The sequence below is a fragment of the Micromonospora coriariae genome, assembly GCF_900091455.1.
In the GTDB taxonomy this organism is placed as follows: Bacteria; Actinomycetota; Actinomycetes; order Mycobacteriales; family Micromonosporaceae; genus Micromonospora; species Micromonospora coriariae.
Genome location: NZ_LT607412.1, coordinates 2,500,054 through 2,521,265 on the forward strand (window position 1 = coordinate 2,500,054; position 21,212 = coordinate 2,521,265).

General features: G+C 71.6%; 21 protein-coding genes. 7 read left to right on the top strand and 14 right to left on the bottom strand.

Annotated elements, in window-relative coordinates; genetic code table 11:
• Positions 1 to 134 precede the first annotated feature (134 nt).
• Complete coding sequence (locus tag GA0070607_RS11705; RefSeq protein WP_089018231.1) at positions 135 to 437, top strand: hypothetical protein; 303 nt, start codon at positions 135 to 137, stop codon at positions 435 to 437.
• Between the two features lie 70 nt (positions 438 to 507).
• Here the strand turns inward: GA0070607_RS11705 and GA0070607_RS11710 are convergent, their stop codons facing one another.
• Positions 508 to 1,287 (bottom strand): class I SAM-dependent methyltransferase, encoded by a 780-nt coding sequence (locus GA0070607_RS11710; RefSeq protein ID WP_089018232.1) that lies wholly within the window; start codon positions 1,285 to 1,287, stop codon positions 508 to 510.
• A 53-nt stretch (positions 1,288 to 1,340) separates the two neighbouring features.
• Here GA0070607_RS11710 and GA0070607_RS11715 point away from each other — a divergent pair, with 53 nt between their 5' ends.
• Complete coding sequence (locus GA0070607_RS11715; protein ID WP_089018233.1) at positions 1,341 to 1,730, top strand: PPOX class F420-dependent oxidoreductase; 390 nt, start codon at positions 1,341 to 1,343, stop codon at positions 1,728 to 1,730.
• A 79-nt stretch (positions 1,731 to 1,809) separates the two neighbouring features.
• Here GA0070607_RS11715 and GA0070607_RS11720 read toward each other — a convergent pair whose 3' ends face one another.
• Positions 1,810 to 2,019, bottom strand: coding sequence for a BldC family transcriptional regulator (locus GA0070607_RS11720; RefSeq protein ID WP_007073996.1), 210 nt, complete (start codon positions 2,017 to 2,019; stop codon positions 1,810 to 1,812).
• Between the two features lie 250 nt (positions 2,020 to 2,269).
• Positions 2,270 to 3,109, bottom strand: coding sequence for a hypothetical protein (locus GA0070607_RS11725; protein ID WP_089018234.1), 840 nt, complete (start codon positions 3,107 to 3,109; stop codon positions 2,270 to 2,272).
• Positions 3,110 to 3,302: 193 nt separating this feature from the next.
• Here GA0070607_RS11725 and GA0070607_RS11730 point away from each other — a divergent pair, with 193 nt between their 5' ends.
• On the top strand, positions 3,303 to 4,385 hold the full coding sequence (locus GA0070607_RS11730) for a Glu/Leu/Phe/Val family dehydrogenase (RefSeq protein WP_089018235.1): 1,083 nt from the start codon (positions 3,303 to 3,305) through the stop codon (positions 4,383 to 4,385).
• Positions 4,386 to 4,684: 299 nt separating this feature from the next.
• The gene (locus tag GA0070607_RS11735) at positions 4,685 to 4,900 is read left to right on the top strand and encodes a DUF3073 domain-containing protein (protein WP_074315844.1); all 216 of its coding nucleotides are present in this window, start codon (positions 4,685 to 4,687) and stop codon (positions 4,898 to 4,900) included.
• Positions 4,901 to 5,064: 164 nt separating this feature from the next.
• On the opposite strand, the gene amcA is transcribed toward GA0070607_RS11735, so the two are convergent.
• The 5 genes from amcA to GA0070607_RS11760 all read right to left on the bottom strand — a co-directional run bounded on the left by amcA (position 5,065) and on the right by GA0070607_RS11760 (position 9,780).
• Complete coding sequence (gene amcA, locus GA0070607_RS11740; RefSeq protein ID WP_089018236.1) at positions 5,065 to 5,301, bottom strand: multiple cyclophane-containing RiPP AmcA; 237 nt, start codon at positions 5,299 to 5,301, stop codon at positions 5,065 to 5,067.
• On the bottom strand, positions 5,270 to 6,373 hold the full coding sequence (amcB, locus tag GA0070607_RS11745) for a cyclophane-forming radical SAM peptide maturase AmcB (RefSeq protein WP_331716457.1): 1,104 nt from the start codon (positions 6,371 to 6,373) through the stop codon (positions 5,270 to 5,272). The genes amcA and amcB overlap by 32 nt, the downstream gene beginning before the upstream one ends.
• A 130-nt stretch (positions 6,374 to 6,503) precedes the next feature.
• A complete protein-coding gene (gene purM, locus GA0070607_RS11750; protein WP_089018238.1) occupies positions 6,504 to 7,658 on the bottom strand; it encodes a phosphoribosylformylglycinamidine cyclo-ligase in 1,155 nt (384 codons plus the stop codon).
• Positions 7,659 to 7,720: 62 nt separating this feature from the next.
• On the bottom strand, positions 7,721 to 9,259 hold the full coding sequence (gene purF / locus GA0070607_RS11755) for an amidophosphoribosyltransferase (protein WP_089018239.1): 1,539 nt from the start codon (positions 9,257 to 9,259) through the stop codon (positions 7,721 to 7,723).
• 167 nt (positions 9,260 to 9,426) lie between these two features.
• Positions 9,427 to 9,780 (bottom strand): sterol carrier family protein, encoded by a 354-nt coding sequence (locus GA0070607_RS11760; RefSeq protein WP_089018240.1) that lies wholly within the window; start codon positions 9,778 to 9,780, stop codon positions 9,427 to 9,429.
• A gap of 155 nt (positions 9,781 to 9,935) precedes the next feature.
• Here GA0070607_RS11760 and GA0070607_RS11765 point away from each other — a divergent pair, with 155 nt between their 5' ends.
• A complete protein-coding gene (locus tag GA0070607_RS11765; RefSeq protein ID WP_231930969.1) occupies positions 9,936 to 11,969 on the top strand; it encodes a carboxypeptidase-like regulatory domain-containing protein in 2,034 nt (677 codons plus the stop codon).
• Between the two features lie 82 nt (positions 11,970 to 12,051).
• On the opposite strand, the gene GA0070607_RS11770 is transcribed toward GA0070607_RS11765, so the two are convergent.
• The 4 genes from GA0070607_RS11770 to purS form a co-directional block, all read right to left on the bottom strand.
• On the bottom strand, positions 12,052 to 12,807 hold the full coding sequence (locus tag GA0070607_RS11770) for a 2-phosphosulfolactate phosphatase (RefSeq protein ID WP_089018242.1): 756 nt from the start codon (positions 12,805 to 12,807) through the stop codon (positions 12,052 to 12,054).
• Between the two features lie 4 nt (positions 12,808 to 12,811).
• Positions 12,812 to 15,514, bottom strand: coding sequence for a phosphoribosylformylglycinamidine synthase subunit PurL (purL, locus tag GA0070607_RS11775; RefSeq protein WP_089018243.1), 2,703 nt, complete (start codon positions 15,512 to 15,514; stop codon positions 12,812 to 12,814).
• Between the two features lie 100 nt (positions 15,515 to 15,614).
• Complete coding sequence (gene purQ / locus GA0070607_RS11780; RefSeq protein ID WP_089018244.1) at positions 15,615 to 16,298, bottom strand: phosphoribosylformylglycinamidine synthase subunit PurQ; 684 nt, start codon at positions 16,296 to 16,298, stop codon at positions 15,615 to 15,617.
• Positions 16,295 to 16,558, bottom strand: coding sequence for a phosphoribosylformylglycinamidine synthase subunit PurS (gene purS / locus GA0070607_RS11785; RefSeq protein WP_030332194.1), 264 nt, complete (start codon positions 16,556 to 16,558; stop codon positions 16,295 to 16,297). Before purS ends, purQ begins: the two co-directional genes overlap by 4 nt.
• Positions 16,559 to 16,912: 354 nt before the next feature.
• On the opposite strand from purS, the gene GA0070607_RS11790 reads away from it, so the two are divergent.
• Both GA0070607_RS11790 and GA0070607_RS11795 read left to right on the top strand, forming a co-directional pair.
• Positions 16,913 to 17,596 (top strand): S1 family peptidase, encoded by a 684-nt coding sequence (locus tag GA0070607_RS11790; protein WP_089018245.1) that lies wholly within the window; start codon positions 16,913 to 16,915, stop codon positions 17,594 to 17,596.
• 24 nt (positions 17,597 to 17,620) lie between these two features.
• A complete protein-coding gene (locus tag GA0070607_RS11795) occupies positions 17,621 to 18,184 on the top strand; it encodes a YbjQ family protein (RefSeq protein ID WP_089018246.1) in 564 nt (187 codons plus the stop codon).
• 179 nt (positions 18,185 to 18,363) lie between these two features.
• On the opposite strand, the gene purB is transcribed toward GA0070607_RS11795, so the two are convergent.
• Both purB and GA0070607_RS11805 read right to left on the bottom strand, forming a co-directional pair.
• The gene (gene purB, locus GA0070607_RS11800; protein WP_089021801.1) at positions 18,364 to 19,788 is read right to left on the bottom strand and encodes an adenylosuccinate lyase; all 1,425 of its coding nucleotides are present in this window, start codon (positions 19,786 to 19,788) and stop codon (positions 18,364 to 18,366) included.
• Between the two features lie 95 nt (positions 19,789 to 19,883).
• Complete coding sequence (locus GA0070607_RS11805) at positions 19,884 to 21,176, bottom strand: acetyl-CoA C-acetyltransferase (RefSeq protein ID WP_089018247.1); 1,293 nt, start codon at positions 21,174 to 21,176, stop codon at positions 19,884 to 19,886.
• Positions 21,177 to 21,212: the final 36 nt, after the last annotated feature.

Genomic DNA, 21,212 nt, shown 5'->3' on the forward strand with positions numbered 1-21,212 from the left:
ACGCCGGCCCGGGTGATCCGCCTGGTCCGCTCGCTCATGGTGCGACCCTATTCAGCACGTGGACCCGGCCCATGCGTGGGGGAGCATGGGATCGGGTACAGACGCCCCGTCAACCGAGGGAAGGACCAGTCGACATGAGCCAGGCACCGGAGAGCGTCACCGACCCGGGCAGCACCGACTCCGAGACGGTGGAGACCCGGGGAGACGAGCGCGTCGACCTGCTGCGCGCCGACACCAACAACGACGGCCAGACCGACGTGTGGGTGGTGGACACGGACGGCGACGGCAAGGCCGACCTGTTCCAGTTCGACACCGACGGTGACGGCAAGGTGGACATCACCATGGTCGACATCGACGAGGACGGCACCCCCGACGAGGTGGTCGACGGCGACGGCGGCCTCCCGCCCGAGCAACTCCCCCCAACCGTCCAGGTCTGAGGTGTAAGGAAGGGTCCCTTGTTATCGCCTGGCGATAACAAGGGACCCTTCCTTACACCCGGGCGGTCGGTCAGTCGGCGAGGCGCAGGGTGGCCAGGTAGTAGGGGGCGTCCCGGTCGTCCACATCGGTCAGCCGCCAGGCGCTGCCCCGCACCAGCTCGGCGAACTCGTCGGCAGAGCAGACCAGGTAGTCGAACCACTCGGTGCCCAGCTCCCGGTAGCGCAGGCGGAGCCGGAGCTGGCCGCCGAGCCTGCCCCGGCGGCGGTTGCGCTCGTGGTAGCCGGTGTGCAGCGGGTCGCGGGTGCCGTACGGGTCGGTGCCGTGCGCGATGATCTGCGCCCCGGGCCGGGCCAGCGCGGCGAGCGCCGCCAGGAACTCCGGTGCCCGCTCCCGTCCCTCGAACAGGCCCAGGTTGTTGCCGAGGAGCAGGAACGTGTCGTACCGCTGGCCGTCGGCGACGTGCGTGTCCACGGTGCCGTGCACCAGCCGCTGGACCCCGCGGCGCCGGCTCACCTCCAGCGCGCCGGCCGAGGTGTCCAGCCCGGTGACCGGTACGCCGCGCTCCTGCAGCAGCAACGCGATCCGGCCGGCGCCGGTGCCGATGTCCAGCGTCTCGCCCCGGACCCGGTCCACCGCCCGGTGGTCGTACGGCTGCCAGTCCGCTGGCCCGTCCAGGTAGTGCGCTGCCGGCGCACCGTTGATCAACCCGTCGTCCCGCTCAATGATCTCGATGACCGGTCGGGGCAGCCGTCCGCCGACCAGCGGTCGAGGGCCCACCCCCGTGGCCACGGCGAGCGTGTCCCGCAGCAGTTCGCCGATCACGTCACCGATTTGAGGCTCCCCCGTCATGACGTCACGCTATCCGGCCACTCAGCGGCCCGCAGCGGCCGTATCCTGGCGGCGTGACCACGCTGGACCGACTGTCGGTGGAGAAGTACATCCTGCTCACGACCTTCCGCAAGGACGGTCGGGCGGTGCCGACTCCCGTCTGGTCGGTCCGCGACGGCGACGCGTTGGCGGTCTGGACCCGGGCCGACTCCGGCAAGGTGAAGCGGATCCGCCGCAACGGCGACGTGACAGTGGCGCCGTGCGACGTTCGGGGTCGGCCGCACGGTGCGGAGGTGCCCGCCCACGCGACGATCTACGGCAACGGCGACACCGGCCGGGTGCGCGACCTGCTCAAGCACAAGTACCGGCTGCTCGGTCGACTGAGCCTGCTCGGCAGCCGGCTGCGCCGGGGCGAGGGTGGCACGGTCGGCATCCGGGTGACGCTGGCCGAGGAGCAGGGCTGAGGCCCGGATGACGCCGGTCGGACATGGAAAGGGGCGGCGGATCGCGATCCGCCGCCCCTTTCCGCAAACTACTGCCGGCTCAGTCGCCCTGCCGCTGCTGCGGGATCTGGCCCTGCAACAGCGCCCTGACCTCCGACTCGCGGTATCGACGGTGACCACCCAGCGTGCGGATGGCGCTGAGCTTGCCAGCCTTGGCCCACCGGGTCACCGTCTTCGGGTCGACACGGAACATCGACGCCACCTCGGCCGGCGTGAGTAGCGGCTCTGGTTCGTGCGTTCGCGATGCCATCGGTCACTCCTCCACATGTATAGACATCGGCCGGGGTCCCGCCGGCCGACGCGTCTCCCATGGTCCGGCTAGTCCCCGATGTCCGACATGGGCCGAACGGATGAAGGTCCCTAGACGGACGGATGAACCATGCCCGATTTTTACGACTTTTACACGGCAGAAAGTACCTTATTCGGACTCATGATCACGGTTCGTGATGCGTCAATTACGAGTGCACCTCGCCTTGAGAGCGCTCTACGGGCGATTTGCCTCAGTTGCACCGCTCCAGCAGCTGCACCGCGCGCCACCGTGCCACCAGCTTGTCGTACGCGGCGGACGCCTCGTCCGCCTCACCACGGGACAGCCCGGCGAGACCGCCGGCGACCAGCTCAGGGGAGTCGTCCGCGGCCAGCGTCTCATCGGAGAGCAGGTCGACCAGACCGCCGTAGTCCAGCTCCACCACCGAACGCGGGTGGAACTCCTCCAGCCAGCGGGCCGCCTCCTCCACCGCCTCGGTGATCGGCGCCTCGCCCACCGACTTGCGCAGCACCGAGAGTGCCCGCGACGAGCGGCGGCGGGCCTTGGAGATCTCGGTGCGGTAGCGCAGCGCCCGACGGCCCGGCTGGGTGACCAGGTCCCGCTCCGCCGGGTCGAAGAGCACGAACCAGCGCAGCGGCACACCCCAGGTGGCGATCTGCTCGTGCACCCGGGGCACCCCGTGCTCCAGCACCCGGGCGCCACTGCGCCAGTCGTCCACGACCGCCCTGGCCTGCCCGGCCAGCACCGGCGGCACGAAGGCGTCGGCGAGCACCGAGGGCACCCCGTCCCGGGCGCTGAGCGCCGCCTCAGCGACCCGGATCCGCAGGTTCCATGGGCAGACCAGCAGGCTGTCGTCCGTCTCCAGGACGTACGCCTCCTCCGGCGGGTCCGGCAACCGCGTCCAGCCCGCACCCAGCGCCTCGATCACCGCCGTCCGCTGCCGGCCGGGGCCCTCCACCGGGGCCACCGCCCGCCCCTCGGAGACGTAGCGACGCCAGTAACTCTGGCGGTCCCGGTCGAAGGCGGTCAGCGGTTCGTACACGCGCAGGTAAGAAGCGAAGAGCGACGGCACGGCGCGATCCTCCCACGAACCGCACCCCTACGCGGTCAGCGGCCGGACCACGCGCGCCGCAACGTGAGACGGCAGCGGCGCGTCGGGCGACGCCACGACGGCCGATACTAGGCTCGACCACACCGGCAGCATCCCCGCCGGGGTCCACCAGGTCCGCGTCCCACAAGGGCGCACACCACTCCAGGAGCAAGCCATGGGCGTATTCGCGAGCACCGACGACCCGGTATCGACCGGTCACGAACAGATCGTGTTCTGCCAGGACAAGCAGAGCGGCCTGAAGGCGATCATCGGGATCTACTCCACCGCGCTGGGGCCGGCGCTGGGCGGCACCCGCTTCTACCCGTACGCCAACGAGGACGCGGCGCTCGCCGACGTGCTCGACCTGTCCCGCGGGATGGCGTACAAGAACGCTCTCGCCGGGCTTGACCTGGGCGGCGGCAAGGCGGTCATCTGGGGCGACCCCGAGCAGATCAAGAGCGAGGCGCTGCTGCGCGCGTACGGCCGCTTCGTGGAGTCGCTGGCCGGCCGCTACTACACCGCCTGCGACGTCGGCACGTACGTGGCGGACATGGACGTCGTGGCCCGGGAGACCCGCTACGTGACCGGCCGCAGCGTGGAGCACGGCGGTGCGGGCGACTCCTCGATCCTGACCGCCTGGGGCGTCTTCCAGGGCATGCGGGCGGCCGCCGAGCACGTGTGGGGCACCCCGAGCCTGCGCGGCCGCCGGGTCGGTGTGGCCGGTCTGGGCAAGGTCGGCAAGTACCTGACCGGGCACCTGCTGGAGGACGGCGCCGAGGTGGTGGCCACCGACGTCAACCCGAAGGCGCTGGAGTGGGCACGGACCAACCACCCGCAGGTCACCCTGGTGGACGACGCCGCCGCGCTGGTCGCCGCCGACATCGACGTGTACGCGCCGTGCGCGCTGGGTGGCGCGCTGAACGACGAGACCGTGCCGGCGCTGCGGGCCAAGGTTGTCGCCGGCGCGGCGAACAACCAGCTCGCCCACCCGGGCATCGAGAAGCTGCTGGCCGACCGGGGCATCCTGTACGCCCCGGACTACGTGGTCAACGCTGGCGGCGTGATCCAGGTGGCGGACGAGATCGAGGGCTTCAACTTCGACCGGGCGAAGCTCCGGGCCACGCGGATCTACGACACCACCCGGCAGATCCTGCACCTTGCCGACGCCGAGGGCGTGCCGCCGGCGGTGGCCGCGGACCGGCTGGCGGAGCGGCGGATGGCCGACGTCGGCCGCCTTCGCACGATCCACCTGCGCTGAGCGTTCCCGGAGGCGGACCGACCGGATCCGCCTCCGGGCCCCGCGCCGGCCCACGATCGGTAGGCTGGGGCCGGGTCAACTTCAGGGTGTTTTGTCCGGTGTCACGGGTGCTCTCCGCTCCGCTCCTTACCAGGTACACTGGGTGACGGCCGGATCGCCGCGACTCGCAGAGCCGGCTGACGGTAACCCGAGGTGCCGAACGATGGCATCCCCATGTACCGTAAGAGCCACGAGAGATGCCTGACGTCATCGGGGCCCGCCTTCGGGCTGCCCCGCATTCTGTGCGAGGGGGTCGAGCCATGGGGCGCGGCCGTGCTAAGGCCAAGCAGACGAAGGTGGCCCGGGAGTTGAAGTACCACTCCCCGAACACCGACCTCACCGCCTTGCAGCGTGAACTGGCGGGTGCTGGTAAGTCTGAGCACCACTTCGACGACGACTCTAAAGAGTTCGTCGACGACGATGATGAGGATCACGCGGACGACGACCCGGATCCCTGGATCCGTCCGACCCGCTGACCTCTCGACGTAGCTGAGCACGCGGTGACCCCCGCGTGCTCACGCATGTGCCGTCGGGAGCGACAGCATGTGCCGTCGGGAGCGACACCGTGCCGACGATCAGGGGCCTGCCCGGGCCGGATACCACTCCGGCCCGCCGACAGGCCCCTGATCGCGGTCACCCGTCAGCGCGGGCGGTTGTTCCAGTTGTAGAAGGTCGGGATGTTCTCGAAGTGGTTCCAGGCGCAGACGGCGCTGGCGCCGCCTCCGCCCGGCACCTCCGCCCGCAGCCGTCGCGCGTCCTCGGCCTCCTGCAGGAGCGCGACGAGCCCCGGGGCCACGTCCCGCACCCGCTCGGCGACTCCGTCCGGAGCGTCATCCGCTCCGCGCTCAGGGCGCCGGTGACTGGTGGTCTCGGGCATGCTCCAACACTCCCTCCAATAGGCGGATCTTGCTGTTGCGGCAGTGCTCGGTCTCCGTGCCGTCGAAACGCCCCAACTCGAAGTAACGGTTGGCGGCATGACCACCGCCACAGAAGCCGAAGTACGGGCAGGACGCCCGACACGCCTCCACCCCGGCCAGGAACTCGCGCACCCACGGGGTCGCCCCGGCGCCGGTGAGAATCTCGGCCAGCGGGGTGGTCAGCACGTTACCGCTGCTGAAGTCGCCGTAGCGGGCGTCGGTGAAGCCGGCGAGTTCCGGGGAGAGCACGGTCACCGATCCGTCGTGCCCGATGGTCGGGATCGGGTCCAGCCGGCGGGGCAGCACCGCGTCCGCCGAGTTGTCGAGCACCGCCGCCGCATAGCGCAGCGACCACTCGATCTCGCGCAGGTGGATCCGCGGCTCCCGGCGCCAGGCCGCCACCAGCTCCGCCCAGAACGTGGTCACCGCCGCCCGGTCGTGGCGGTTGTCCCGGGTGTTGACCCCCTCGGTCTCCTCGATGTTGATGCCCAGGACGTCGCAGCCCAGGCCGAGGAAGTAGTCGTACAGCTCGGCGGCGAGCCCCGGCTCCGGCCGGGACACCACGGCCAGCGCGGAGAAGGGCAGGCCGTGTCGGCGCAACGCGTCCACCCCGCGCATGATCCGGTCGTACGCGGGCTGGCCACCCCGGTTGACCCGGTCGCCGTTGCGCTCCCGGGGCCCGTCGACGCTCACGCTCACCCGCACGTCATGCTCGGCGAAGAAGGCGCACCATTCGTCGTCGATCAGCGTGGCATTGGTCTGCACGTGATGCTCGACCTCGGGCCCGAACGGCGCGATCAGGTCGGCCAGCCACTCCCGGCCGGTCGCCAGCGGCTCTCCGCCGTGCCAGACCACCGAGAACCGGCCGGCCGCCGCCCACGGGTTGACCGCCGCCGCCACCGCCTCGGCCACCGGCACCGGCATCCGGCGGTCGGCAGCCCGGAAGGGCAGGTAGCAGTACGCGCAGTCGAGGTTGCACAGCGTGGTGGGCTGCATGACGACGTACGACGGGACCGTGGCCAGGCCACGCATCCCGCTGAACGACTGTCCCCGAGCAGCCATCGCCCTCCTCCGCCTAGCCTGAGGGTGCCCTTCAGGCTAGGCGGCATTGGCCACTCGGGTGAAGCCCTGATCAGGTGCCCGTACGATCACCAGAGCGTGATCATCCCCGGGTGTGCTGGCCAACCATCTGCACGTTGCCGGTGCCCTCGATGATCTCGCCGGCCTGCCACGCCTCGACCCCACGGCCGGTCAGCGTGGCCAGCGCCCGGTCGGCGTCCTCGGCCGAGACGATCGCGAACATGCCGACGCCCATGTTGAAGGTGGACTCCATCTCCGGGTCGTCGATCCGGCCCTTCGACTGGATCAGGTCGAAGACCGGCTGCGGCTTCCAGGTGGACCGGTTGACCACCGCGTCGACGTGCTCCGGCAGCACCCGGACCAGGTTGCCGGGGATGCCACCGCCGGTGACGTGGGCCAGCGCCCGGACCTCGGCCTCGGCGATCAGCTTGAGGCAGTCCTTGGCGTAGATCTTGGTCGGGGTGAGCAGCTCCTCGCCCAGGGTCCGCTGCCGGCCGAAGTCGTCGATCACGATGTCCAGCCGCATCCGGGCCGCGCCGAGCAGCACGTGACGGACCAGCGAGTAGCCGTTGGAGTGCAGGCCGGAGGAGCGCATGGCGATCACCACGTCGCCCACCTCGACCCGGTCCGGGCTGAGGATGTCGCTCTCCTCGACCACGCCGACGCCGGTCGCCGAGATGTCGTACTCGTCCGGGCGGAGCACGCCGGGGTGCTCGGCGGTCTCCCCGCCCAGCAGCGCGCAGCCGGCGTACCGGCAGCCGTCGGCGATGCCCGCTCCGATCTCGGCGACCTTGTCCGGTACGACCTCGCCGGTGGCGATGTAGTCGAGCAGGAAGAGCGGCTCGGCACCGCAGGCCACCAGGTCGTCGACGACCATCGCGACCAGGTCGATGCCGACCGTGTCGTGGATGTCCATCTGCTGGGCGATCACCAGCTTGGTGCCCACGCCGTCCGTGGAGGAGGCCAGGATCGGGTTCTTGTACTTCGTCGTGTCCAGACGGAACAGGCCCGCGAAGCCACCGAGGTCGCCCAGCACCTCCGGGCGACGGGTCTGGCGCACCTTCGACTTGAGCAGCTCCACCGCGCGGTCGCCCGCATCGATCGAGACCCCGGCGTCGGCGTACGAGACCGAGCGTTTGCGCGCCTGACGGCCGGCGCCGGCCGTCCAGAGCTGGCGGTCGCCGCCGGCGCCGGTCGGGCTGCTTCCTGCGCCGCTGCGCTCGGACACGTGCGTCACGGTTCTCCCCTTTGTGGTTCTCGGTGCCGCGCCGGCGGTGGCCGGGCCGCGCCAGTTTGGTGCTACGGGCGGTTTGCGGTCACGCCACTCGGAGTGGCGACGAGCGGGCCGTTGGTGTGCGGGGCCTCCGGTGCCGAGTTGGCGACCCGTCGGCCCACCCCTTCGAGCACGTGCTTGCCGATCAGGTTGCCAGCCGGCAGCTCGATCGGGTACTCCCCATCGAAACACGCCCGACACAGCCGGGTCTTCGGCTGCTCGGTCGCGGCGATCAGGCCAGGAAGCGAAACGTAACCCAGCGTGTCGGCACCGATGGAACGCCGAATGCCGTCGTTGTCCAACCCGTTGGCCAGCAGCTCTGCCCGGGTGGCGAAGTCGATGCCGTAGAAGCACGGCCAGCTGACCGGCGGGGAGGAGATCCGGACGTGCACCTCCAGCGCCCCCGCCTCGCGCAGCATCCGCACGATGGCCCGCTGCGTGTTGCCGCGGACGATCGAGTCGTCGACGACCACCAGACGCTTGCCCCGGACGTTCTCCCGCAGCGGGTTCAGCTTCAGCCGGATACCGAGCTGGCGCAGGGTCTGCGACGGCTGGATGAAGGTGCGCCCCACGTACGGGTTCTTCATCAGGCCGGCGCCGTAGGTGATGCCGGACGCCTCGGCGTAGCCGATCGCGGCCGGGGTGCCGGACTCGGGCACCGGGATCACCAGGTCGGCCTCGACCGGGTGCTCCTTGGCCAACTGCCGGCCGATCTGCACCCGAGCCGCGTGCACGTTGCGCCCGGCGATCGTGGCGTCCGGACGGGCGATGTAGACGTACTCGAAGAGACAGCCCTTCGGCTCCGGCGACGCGAACCGGGTCGAGCGCAGCCCGTCCTCGTCGATCGCGATCAGCTCGCCCGGCTCGACCTCGCGCACCACGCTGGCGCCGACGATGTCCAGCGCGGCGGTCTCGCTGGCCACCACCCAGCCGCGCTCCAACCGGCCGAGCACCAGCGGGCGTACGCCGTGCGGGTCGCGGGCCGCGTAGAGCGTCGACTCGTCCATGAAGACGAAGCTGAACGCGCCCCGCAGCTGCGGCAGCACCTCCAGCGCGGCCGCCTCGACCGACAGGTCCGGACGGCTGGCCAGCAGCATGGTCACCAGCGAGGTGTCGTTCGTCGAGCCGTCCGCGACGAGGCCGCGCTCGGCGACCTCCTTCTCGAGCTCGGTGGTGTTGACCAGGTTGCCGTTGTGGGCCAGGGCGATGGTCGTGCCGGAACTCGTCGACCGGATCGTCGGCTGGGCATTTTCCCAGTTCGAGGCGCCGGTCGTGGAGTAGCGGGCGTGCCCGATCGCCAGGTGGCCGCGCAGGCTGGCCAGGGTGGGCTCGTCGAAGACCTGGGCCACCAGGCCGAGATCCTTGTAGACCACCACGCCGGAACCGTCGCTCACCGCGATGCCCGCCGCCTCCTGGCCGCGGTGCTGCAGTGCGTAGAGACCGAAGTAGGTCAGGTTGGCGACCTCTTCACCGGGGGCCCAGACGCCGAAGACGCCGCAGGCGTCCTGGGGGCCGGGTCGTTGGGGGTCAAGGTCGTGGCTCAGCCGGCCGTCGCCTCGGGGCACTACCGCTCCCTCATGCTGGTCTGGACCGGCCTGGCGGGGATCACGGGTGGATCCACACTCCTCTGCCGGGACCACTGTCGTCGCCTGACAGTGTACGCGAATCGCCGTCGATACAGAAAGTCACGGTTTCCCTGCCGAGCGTCACGGAGGGCCGGACATCGGGGCAGCTAGAGGGGCAGATATGCCGAGAGGTCCGCCCGGACCCCGCTCACCTGGATGCGACCCTCGGTGACCGCCTCGGCCCAACCAATTCGCCCGGTGGCCAGCGCCAGCCAGGTGTCCGGGGACATCTCGACCACGTTTGGCGGGTTTCCCCTGGTGTGTCGAGGGCCAGGAACGCACTGGATCGCACCGTATGGTGGGACGCGCACCTCCACCGATCGGCCGGGGGCGCGCTCCGCGAGGCCGGCCAACAACGACCGGACCGCCTCCCGGAATACCGGCCTTTCGGGCGTACGCCCCTCGTCGAGCGCCGACAATGCCGCCGCAACGGCGGCGGACTTACTGTACGGAGAGGACACGACGGGACGATACGACCCGCGGGCGGAGCACCCGACGTTGGCCCTGGGTCGCGCCGATCCAGTAAGACAAGGCATAGTTGCCGACGGCGTATTCGTACCGTGATGATCCCGGGCCCGGCGCCCCGCCGGTCAAAGGGAAGTCAGTCCGGAAGGCGGTGGACGTGTCAACACACCGACGTGCCTGGAAGCAGCGGGCCGGTGTGGTCGTAGCGCTGGTTGCCGGCGCTCTGCTCGCCGTCCCCGCCACACCAGCCCTGGCCGCACCCGACGTCACAGATGTGTCGGCCTCGCCAAGCAGCGTTGAGGCCGGTAAGACTACGAAGATCAGCTACAAGCTCGACTTCGAGGATGGCTCTGAGCCGGCTGATATCAGTTTCAGCTCAAGCAATGGGAAGCTGACCTGCGTTGACGGGTGCTCACGCGGCCGAGTGACGGCGAGCGGCACCTATGAAGCCACCTTCAAGCTCGCGGATGACGCTGCCAACGGAAGCGCCAGTGTCACCGTGAAGGCCACAGACTCCACTGGCCCGATCAAGCAGAGCCGAGACGCCTCGACCACCGTCACGTTGGTCGCCAAGGCTGCGCCACCGCCGCAGGCGCAGACTGTGAAGACGGTCTCCGGCAAGGTGGTCGTGCAGGCCAACGGCGACGCTGTGCCGAACGCCGTGGTGATGCTCCTGGACAGCGCGGGTAAGCGCCACGACACCACCAGCGACGGCAGCGGCAACTTCCGCTTCACCGGCACCACCGGCAATCCGATCGCGCCCGGCAGACTCGAACTGGGCGCCAGCTTCGACAACGTCCTCGGGCGGAAGACCATCAACGCGAGCGCCGGGCAGTCCATCACCGGCCAGCGGGTCAGCCTGGCCCTCAAGGTCGAGGTGACCCCGAGCCCCACCCCGTCCGCCAGCGCTGAGGCCACCCCCAGCGAGGAACCGGTCGAGGAGGGCACCGAGGAGGAGCCCACCGAGGAAGCCAGCGCGGGCGCACCGGCGAACGCCTCCAACGAGGAGGACGGCGGCGGCCTCGGCCCGTACATGATCATCCTGCTCGGCGGCCTGCTCGTCGCCGCTGGTGTCGGCACGATCGTGATGCTCTGGATGAAGCGCAAGGAGAACGGCGACGAGGACGACGACCCGGCCGGCGCCGGCGCGGTGCCGGCGGCGCGGGGTGGGTTCCGCGCGGGCGACGACCAGACCCGGGTGGTCAACCGCCCGCTCGGCGCACCTGACCCGACGATGGTCGGCGGTGCGGCGCTGAGCGAGGCGCCGACGATGATGCACCGCCCGGTGGTCGACGACGTCCCACCGGACCCGTACGGCGCGCCAGCGCAGCCGTACGGCGCGGCGGGCCAGCAGGGCTGGGGCGGCGCCGGCTACGGCGACGAGCCGGCGCCCGGCGGGTACGGCGCGGGCGGCTACGGCAACGCTCCGGCCTCGGGCGGCGGCTACGGCACGGCGGTGACCCCCGAGGGTGGCTACGGTGCCGGCGCGGCCGGTGACGGCTACGGTGCCACGCCCGGCTCAGGTGCGGGCTACGGCGGCGCACCGTCTTCCAACGGCGGCTACGGCAGCGCGCCGTCCTCCGGCGGCGGTTACGGCAGCCGCGACTACACGGCCCCGGCCGGCGCGGCCGGCTACCCGCCGGCTCCCGCTGGAGGCGCGGGCTACGGCGAGCGCTTCGACGAGCCGACCGGCCGGTACACCGGCGACAGCACGCAGTACCCGGCTCCGGCCGACCCGTACGCCACAGGCGTCTACCAGCCGGAGCAGGGCCAGGGCTACGGTCAGTCCGACCCCGCCCCGTACGGCGGTCGGGCGGCGGAGCCGACCGGTGGCTACGGCCAGCAGGCCGGCGGGTACGACCAGGGCGGCTACGGTCAGCAGCCCGCTGGCGGATACGACCAGGGCGGCTACGGCCAGGAACCTCCGGCCCAGCGCGGCGGCGGCTACGACGACCGGGGCTACGACCAGGGCGGCTACGGCCAACAGCCCGCTGGCGGGTACGACCAGGGCGGCTACGGCCAGGAACCCCCGGCCCAGCGCGGCGGCGGCTACGACGACCGGGGCTACGACCAGGGCGGCTATGACCAGGGCGGCTACGGCCAGCAGTCGGGCCGGGCTCGGCCGGCGGACAGCCCGCCGCCGACCGAGCGGAGTGGTCGACGCCTCGACTGGCTGGACGACTGACCCGGCACGCACTGTCCACGGCACAGGAAACGGCCGCCCGGATCTCCGGGCGGCCGTTTCGTTGTCGCAAGGTCCACTTCGGTCAGGCGGCGGAGAACACGCCCTGACGGAGCACCGGGACGACGTCCGACACGCCGACCCGGACGGCGACGTCGACGTCCTCGGCGAAGCCACCCTCAGTCAGCTCCCGGCCGGATACGCTGCCCCGGACCGCGGCGGGCACGTCCGGGGTGCTGGCCAGCGCGGCGAGCGCCATGGCCGCCTCCACGGAGAGCCCACCCGGCACGCCGGAGAGGGCGTCGAGGACGCTGGCCGCGCCGAGCTGATCCTCCACCGACGGGCGCAGCGAACCGTCCGGCCACCGCTCCCCCGCCGCGATGACGCCGATCGGGGCGTCCGTCGTGCCGTACCCCTGGCGGCGCAGCCAACGCCCGACGGCCCCGGCATTGCGCAGGCACGCCGCGACCACCGGTAGCCCGGTGGCACTGGCGGCGGCGCTGATCGCGGAGCCGTTCGGCGAGGGCAGCACCAGGTCCGCCACCACCGGCGCGGTGCTCAGCGCGGCGGGCGAGAGCGACCACGGGTGCTCCGCCGTAACCCGCCGACGGCCCACCGCGGCCACCGCGCCGACCCGCAACGCGTACTCGGCCGCCTGCTCACCCCACGGGAACGGGTGCACCCGCATGCCGCGGCCGACCGCCACCTCCACCGAGGTGGTGAACGAGAGCACGTCCACCACCACCAGCGCGGCGCAGACCCGACCCAGCTCCGCCGCGCCGGTCAGCCCCCAGTCGAACCGGGCACCGGAGCCGGGTTGGCCGTAGACGGCGGCCGCCAATGCCTCAGCGCTCGTCAGGCGACGGCTCGGTGACACCGGAGCCAGCCTCGGACGACTCACCGGGCCCGGCGGGCTCGGTGTCCTCGACCGGGCTCTCGGCAGCCTCGGCGACCGGCTCGACGGCACCGGTCTGCGGAGCCGGGCCGGCCGACGCGATCGGCTCGGAGACGACCTCTCCCGCATCAACCGGCTCGGCCTGCGCGACCGGCAGCGGCACTGCCTCGACCGCGCCCGCCACGCCGGCCGCCGGTGCGGGCACCTCGACGTCGGCGGCGCCACCGAAGAGGCGCGGCAACGTCTCGGTGTGCGCGGCGCGCAGCTCGTCCAGCCCGATCCGGAACTGGCCGTGCACCTCCAGCGCACCACCAGCCGGGTCGGTGACGCCGATCAGCTCGAACGGCACCCCGCGCTCGGCGCAGAGCGCCGCGAACGCCTTGTCGTGGCCGCGCGGCACCGACACCAGCGCCCGTGCCGCCGACTCGCTGAACAGGTAGACGAACGGCATCGAGCCGCCGGCGAAGTGCTCCGGCACCGCGATCCGGGCGCCGACGCCGCGGCGCAGGCAGGACTCGACAAGGCTCTGGGCGAGGCCACCGTCGGAGAGGTCGTGCGCCGAGGTGAGGTGACCGACCCGGGCGGCCTCGGCCAGCAGGTCGGCCAGCGCCTTCTCCCGGGCAAGGTCGACCTGCGGCGGGATGCCGCCGAGGTGCTCGTGCGTCACCCAGGCCCACTCCGAGCCGGAGAGCTCCACGTTGGTCTCGCCGAGCAGGTAGAGCTGGTCGTGGTCGCCGGCGGCGCGCGGGACGAAGCCCATCGGGACCCGGTCGGCGACGTTGTCCAGCACGCCCAGCACGCCGACCACCGGGGTCGGGTGGATGGCCGCAGCGCCGGTCTGGTTGTAGAAGCTGACGTTGCCGCCGGTGACCGGGATGCCCAGCTCCAGGCAGCCGTCCGCCAGGCCGCGTACGGCCTCGGCGAACTGCCACATTACGCCCGGGTCCTCCGGGGAGCCGAAGTTCAGGCAGTTGGTCACGGCGATCGGCTTCGCGCCGGTCACCGCCACGTTCCGGTACGCCTCGGCCAGCGCCAGCTTGGTGCCGTTGTACGGGTCGAGCCGGGCGTACCGGCCGTTGCCGTCCACGGACAGCGCCACGCCGAGCCCGGTCCGCTCGTCGATCCGGATCACGCCGCCGTCCTCCGGCTGGGCGAGCACGGTGTTGCCCAGCACGTAGCGGTCGTACTGCTCGGTGACCCAGGTCTTGTCGGCCAGGTTGGGCGACGCGATCATGCGCAGCACGGTCTCCCGCAGCGCCTCCGGGTCGGCCGGGCGGGGAAGCGTCTCGGCCCGGTCGGCCTGGAGCAGGATCAGGTCGGCCGGCTCACGCATCGGCCGGGCGTAGACCGGGCCGTCGTCGACCAGCGAGCCCGGCGGCACGTCGACCACCAGGTGGTCCTGCCAGGTGATCAGCAACCGGCCCGGGCTGCCGTCCGGCTCCGGCGCGGTGACCTCGCCGATCGCGGTGGCGAGCACGCCCCACTTCTCGGCGGTCTTGAGCACCGCGTCGAGCTTGTCCGGCTCGACGACCAGCAGCATGCGCTCCTGGGACTCGCTGGCCAGGATCTCGTGCGGGTCCATCGACGGCTCACGCAGGGGCACCCGCTCCAGCCAGACCCGCATGCCGGTGCCGGCCGCGGCGGCGGTCTCGGTGAGCGCGCAGGTCAGCCCGGCGCCGCCGAGGTCCTGGATGCCGACGACCAGCTGGCCGTCGTACAGCTCCAGGCAGGCCTCGATCAACAGCTTCTCGGTGAACGGGTCGCCGACCTGCACGGCGGGGCGGCGCTGCTCGCTGCCCTCGTCGAAGGTGGCGCTGGCCAGCACCGAGACACCGCCGATGCCGTCCCGGCCGGTCTTGGCGCCCATCAGCACGACCACGTTGCCGGGGCCGGCGGCCGCCTTGTTCTGCAACCGGTTGACCGGCAGCACGCCCAGGCAGAGCGCGTTGAGCAACGGGTTGCCCTGGTAGGAGGGGTCGAAGACCAGCTCGCCACCGATGTTGGGCAGGCCGAGGCAGTTGCCGTAGCCACCCACGCCGGCGACCACGCCGGTGAGGACCCGGGCGGTGTCCGGGTGGTCCGCGGCACCGAAGCGCAGCGGGTCCATCACCGCGACCGGGCGGGCGCCCATGGCGAGGATGTCCCGGACGATGCCGCCGACGCCGGTCGCCGCACCCTGGTACGGCTCGACGAAGCTCGGGTGGTTGTGCGACTCGACCTTGAAGGTCACCGCCAGCTCGTCGGAGACCTGCACCACGCCGGCGTTCTCGCCGATGCCGGCGAGCAGCCGGTCGCTGTGCGGGGCCTTCTCACCGAACTGGCGCAGGTGCACCTTGCTCGACTTGTAGGAGCAGTGCTCGCTCCACATGATCGAGTACATCGCCAACTCGGACTGGGTGGGCCGACGGCCGAGGATCTGCCGGATCCGGTCGTACTCGTCGTCACGGAGCCCCAGCTCGGTGTACGGCTGGAGCTCTCCCGGGGTGCCACCGGCGCGCGGCACTGTGTCCACGCCCTCGGTCCAGTCGACGGCGGCCGGCTGGGCGGCGGCGGGCGCCGGGGCGGCGGGCTGCGCCGGGCTCGGCTCGGTCGGCTGCGCCGGGGCGGAGTACGCCTCCGGTGTGTCCCGTACCGGGTCCGGATGGGTGGTCATGACCTCTCCTCGCTGCGCTCGTGCCCGCCCGACCGGCGGTTGAGCTGACCGATGATCGTGCCGCCGGTCACCGCCCCACACTTCGTTCGCGACTGCGCGCTCACGCTGGCGCCCCCACCAGGTGCTTGAGGACCGAGGTGAAGAAGCCGAGGCCGTCCAGCGAGGGGCCGGTGAGCGCCTCCACCGCGTGCTCGGGGTGCGGCATGATGCCGACCACGTTGCCTGCGGGGTTGGTGATCGCGGCGATGTCGCGCTGCGACCCGTTCGGGTTGCCGCCGACGTAGCGGGCGACCACCCGACCCTCGGCTTCGAGCTGATCGAGCGTCGCGGTGTCGGCGACGTAGCAACCCTCGCCGTTCTTCACCGGGATGAGCACCTCCTGGCCGGGCTGGAACGCGTTGGTCCACGCGGTGCCGGCCGACTCGATGCGCAGGATCTGGTCCCGGTTGCGGAAGTGCAGGTGCTGGTTGCGGGTGAGCGCGCCGGGCAGCAGGTGCGCCTCGCAGAGAATCTGGAAGCCGTTGCAGATGCCGAGCACCGGCAGACCGCCCTGGGCGGCGTCCACGATCGTCTCCATCACCGGCGCGAACCGGGCGATGGCGCCGCAGCGCAGGTAGTCACCGTAGGAGAAGCCGCCGGGCAACACGACCGCGTCCACCCCGTGCAGCGCCGGGTCACCGTGCCAGAGCCGGACCGGCTCGGCCCCGGCGATCCGGACGGCGCGGGCGGCGTCCCCGTCGTCGAGCGAGCCGGGGAAGGTGACCACACCGACCCGGGCGGTCACGAGCGGGCGTCCGCGGTCTCGTCGGCCTCGACCAGGCGGACGGTGAAGTCCTCGATGACCGGGTTGGCGAGGAGCTTGTCGGCGATCTCCCGGGCTCGGTCCAGGTCCGGTTCACCGGTGAACTCGATCTCGATCCGCCTGCCGATCCGAACCGAGGCGACGTCGCTGACGCCGAGCCGGGGCAGCGCGTTTGCGACGGCCTGGCCCTGCGGATCGAGGATCTCGGGCTTGAGCATGACGTCGACGACGACGCGAGGCACTGGGCACTCCTGACTGTGTACGCAGTTGGGTGCCGACCCACAACGGGCGAGCGCAGCCAGCGTACCTGGCAGATACGGCCGCGGACGCACCGGCCGGGTGCAGTTCAGGCGGTGCGCTGCACAACCGGCGGCCGGGATGGGTCGCCGCGCGGGACACGCGGTCTCACCAGGGCATATACGGCGCTGAGGGTGGCCGAATCGTTACATTGATCAACCTCAATCAAATCCTTGAAAACAGCCGCCCAGGGCCCTATTGTATCGATATCATTCGATGTTGGCGATGACGGGGACCCCCCGCTGTCGCCCTCCCGCACCCGGCGACCCCGGGTCCGCCCCGTCCAAGGAGTCCACCCCATGCGCATCCGTCCCCTGCTCGCCCTGCTCGGCGTCGCGCTCACCGGCGTCCTCGGCGCCGCGTCCGGCGCGGTCGCCGCCCCGGCCGGCCCGCAACCCATCATCGGCGGCGGCACCGTCTCGTCCGCCCCCTGGGCCGCCGCGGTGATGAGCAACGGCTCGTTCACCTGTTCCGGCAGCGTGATCGCCCCGCAGTGGGTGCTCACCGCCCGGCACTGCATCAGCGGCACCATGTCCGTCCGGGTCGGCAGCGTCTACCGCTCCTCGGGCGGGGTCACCCGTACCGTCAGCGCCACCTACACCCGCAACGACCTCGCCCTCATGCGCCTCTCCAGCACGGTCAGCACCTCGGCGGTGAGCCTGGCCAGCAGCAACCCGCCGATCAACTCGACCAACTCGATCTACGGCTGGGGCATGACCTGCTACAGCGGCTGCTCGGCGTCCAGCCAGCTCAAGACCGCCACCGTGCGGGTGACCAGCAACAGCGCCACCGACGCGTACGGCGGCCAGGCGATCCGCAGCACCAGGATCAACGGCAACGCCTGGCGGGGCGACTCGGGCGGCCCGCAGTTCTACAACGGCCGGCAGGTCGGCGTGGCCTCGACGGCCGACGGCTCCAGCATCCAGAACTACGGCAGCGTCGCGTACAACCGGGGCTGGATCACCTCGACGGCCGGTGTCTGACGGTTAGCGCCCCGCGCGGCGCGGATGGCAGGCCCTGCGCCGGCCGTCCGCGCCGCGTCGTTTTGCAGCATCCGATCAGGTGAACAATGCACACGATCGGGTCACGCCGCTCCTGACAGCATCGGAACCGTGCTGGTCGTGACGACGGAGCAACTGCCCGGCTACGAAATCCGCCAGATTCTCGGTGAGGTGGTGTCATCGATGGCCAGGACGCGCAACCCGTACCGCGAGGGGGTCAAGAACCTGCGCGGTGGCGCGTACGACCCGCTGGCCCCGGACAACCTGACCCGCTGGCGCACCGACTCGGTGGCCCGGCTCGGCGAGGAGGCCCTGCGGCTCGGCGCCAACGCGGTGATCGGCATGCGGTTCGACAGCCGGGACTGTGGCGAGATGTGGATGGAGATCTGCGCGTACGGCACGGCGGTGATCGTCGCACCCGTCATGCCGGACGTCATGCCCGCCGATCAGCCAGCGATCGCCGCGGAAACGGCGCACGACGCCGGCTTCACCGAGTCGCCCGGCGGCATCGCCGAACCGGCCAGCGCCCCGAACCTCCGCACCGCCGCCGAAACCCCCACCGGCGACTAACCCCACCCACCCCGGCCCGGCCGGGCCCGGCCGCCCCGGGCCCGCCTTCACCCGGTCGATCATGAAGTTATTGCCGTCCGCCTCGGCGTGTCGCGGCAATAACTTCATGATCACGCGCGGGAGCGGTCACCGCGCGGGACCGGCCGGGGCGGGCCGGGCGCGCGGGGCCGGGCGGGGGTTCAGAGGATCGGGGGTGGGGAGTAGGTGGCGGCGTTCGGGTGGGCCGTCACCACGGCGGTGATGCGGCGGGTGACCGCTGCGACCTGGGCCGGGGCGGCGCCGACGAAGGCGGTGCGGTCGGCGACGAGGGTGTCGATGTCGGCGCGGGACAGGCCGAGCCGACCGTCCGCCGCGAGCCGGTCGAACAGGTCGTTCTCCGGCGAGCCCTTCTCGCGCATGGCCAGCGCCACCGCGACCGCGTGCTCCTTGATCACCTCGTGCGCGACCTCCCGACCGACGCCCCGCCGGACCGCCGCGACCAGGATCTTCGTGGTGGCCAGGAAGGGCAGGAACCGCTCCAGCTCCCGGTTGATCACCGCGGGGTACGCGCCGAACTCGTCGAGGACGGTGAGGAAGGTCTGGAACAGCCCGTCGGCGGCGAAGAAGGCGTCCGGCAGGGCGACCCGGCGGACCACCGAGCAGGACACGTCCCCCTCGTTCCACTGGTCACCGGCCAGCTCGCCGACCATCGACAGGTAGCCCCGAATGATCACCGCGAAGCCGTTCACCCGCTCGGAGGACCGGGTGTTCATCTTGTGCGGCATCGCGCTGGAGCCGACCTGACCCGGCTTGAAGCCCTCGGTGACCAGCTCCTGACCGACCATCAGCCGGATCGTGGTGGCCAGCGACGACGGCGCGGCGGCGGTCTGCGCCAGCGCGGCCAGCACGTCGAAGTCCAGTGAACGCGGGTACACCTGCCCGACGCTGTCCAGCACCCGGGAGAAGCCCAGGTGCTCGGCGACCCGGCGCTCCAGCTCGGCCACCTTGTCGGGATCGCCGTCGAAGAGGTCGAGCTGGTCGGCGGCCGTGCCGACCGGCCCCTTGATCCCGCGCAGCGGGTAGCGGGCGATCAGCTCCTCCAGCCGCTCGTACGCGATGAGCAGCTCCTCCGCCGCCGAGGCGAAGCGCTTGCCCAGCGTGGTGGCCTGCGCCGCCACGTTGTGCGAACGCCCGGTCATCACCAGCTCGGAGTGCTCGTGGGCGAGCCAGGCGAGCCGGGCCAGGGTGGCCACCACCCGATCCCGGATCAGCTCGAGCGAGGCACGCACCTGGAGCTGCTCGACGTTCTCGGTGAGATCCCGGGAGGTCATCCCCTTGTGCACGTGCTCGAACCCGGCGAGCGCGCTGAACTCCTCGATCCGAGCCTTCACGTCGTGCCGCGTGACCCGCTCCCGCTCCGCGATGGAGGCCAGGTCGACCTGGTCGAGCACCCGCTCGTACGCCTCGACCACGCCGTCCGGCACGGCCACGCCGAGATCGCGCTGAGCGCGGAGCACGGCGAGCCAGAGCCGCCTCTCCATCCGGACCTTCTCCTCCGGTGACCAGAGGGCGACCAGTTCGGGCGAGGCGTACCGGTTGGCGAGCACGTTCGGGATCGTCGTCACGGTGCCCATTCTCCCGCACCCGGTGCCCATCCCCGGACGGGGTCACCGTCCCCGCGAACCGTGACCAGGGCGGGATCACCGGCGTGGTGCGGCCGTCAGCGCTCCAGGATCGCCGTGACGCCCTGACCCCCGGCGGCACAGATCGAGATCAGTCCGCGTCCGCTGCCCTTCTCGGCCAGCAGCTTGGCCAGGGTCGCCACGATCCGTCCACCGGTGGCGGCGAACGGGTGCCCGGCGGCCAGCGAGGAGCCGTTGACGTTCACCCGGTCCCGGTCGATGGCGCCCAGCGGGGCGTCCAGTCCGAGCCGGTCCTTGCAGAACTCCGGCGACTCCCAGGCGGCGAGGGTGGCCAGCACCTGCGAGGCGAACGCCTCATGGATCTCGTAGTAGTCGAAGTCCTGGAGCGTCAGCCCGGCCCGGCCCAGCATCCGGGGCACCGCGTACGCGGGGGCCATCAGCAGCCCCTCGTCACCGTGCACGAAGTCCACCGCCGCCGTCTCCGACCAGCTGAACCAGGCCAGCACCGGCAGGTTGTGCGCGCTCGCCCACTCCTCGCTGGCCAGCAGCACGGTGGACGCGCCGTCGGTGAGCGGCGAGGAGTTGCCGGCAGTCATGGTGGCCTGCTCGGCGTCCGGGCCACGGGTGCCGAAGACCGGCCTGAGCGAGCCGAGCTTCTCCAGGCTGGTGTCGGGGCGCAGGTTCGCATCGCGGGTGAGGCCCAGGTACGGCGTCATGAGGTCGTCGAAGAAGCCCCTGTCGTACGCGGCGGCCAGCCGCTGGTGCGAGCGCAGCGCCAACTCGTCCTGGGAACGCCGGTCGATTTGCCAGCGCAGAGCGGTGCGGGCGGCGTGGTCTCCCATGGACAGCCCGGTACGCGGCTCCGCGTTGCGCGGGATCTCCGGCTTGAACGGCTGGAGCGGGCGCAGCTTCGCCGCGATCTTGAGCCGTTCGCCCAGCGTGCGGGCGGAGTTGAGCTTGAGCAGCGTCCGGCGCATCTCCTCGTTGACCGCCAGGGGCGCGTCGGAGGTGGTGTCGACGCCACCGGCGATGCCCACGTCCAGCTGCCCGAGGGCGATCTTGTTGGCGACCAGGATCGCCGCCTCCAGGCCGGTGCCGCAGGCCTGCTGGATGTCGTACGCCGGGGTGTGCGGGTCGAGCCTGGAGCCGAGCACGACCTCCCGGGTCAGGTTGAAGTCACGGGAGTGCTTGAGCACCGCCCCGGCCACCACCTCGCCAACCCGCTGCCCGGCCAGCCCGTACCGGGCGATCAGACCGTCCAGCGCCGCGCCGAGCATGTCCGAGTTGGACGCGTCCGCGTAGCGGGAGTTGGAACGGGCGAAGGGGATTCGGTTGCCCCCGATGACCGCGACGCGCCGGATGCTCTGCACGATCCGCCTCCTCGACATGTGTTGCTCGAACCCTAC